General features: G+C 43.9%; 1 protein-coding gene. It reads left to right on the top strand.

Features of this window, described 5'->3' with window-relative positions; genetic code table 11:
- Window positions 1-287: ATP-binding cassette domain-containing protein (locus HC176_RS19170; RefSeq protein WP_167920555.1), on the top strand; the 287-nt coding region annotated here is incomplete at both ends.

Raw genomic sequence — 287 nt, 5'->3', positions numbered from 1 at the left:
CCGCTCAACAGCTCCTGGAACGATTCCTCTTCGACCGTAAGAAGCAATATGATTTTGTGGAGAAGTTAAGCGGAGGCGAGAAAAAACGACTTTACCTGTGTACAGTTTTGATCCAGAATCCAAATTTCCTTATTCTGGATGAGCCGACAAACGATCTGGATATTGTCACCCTAAATGTTTTAGAGAACTTCCTGCTTGATTTCCCCGGATGTTTAGTTGTTGTTTCTCACGACAGGTACTTCATGGATAAGATCGTGGATCATCTGTTCGTCTTCAAAGGCGGGGCA

This window comes from Tamlana crocina (genome assembly GCF_012037625.1).
This window is presented reverse-complemented; position numbering and strand designations above follow the sequence as displayed.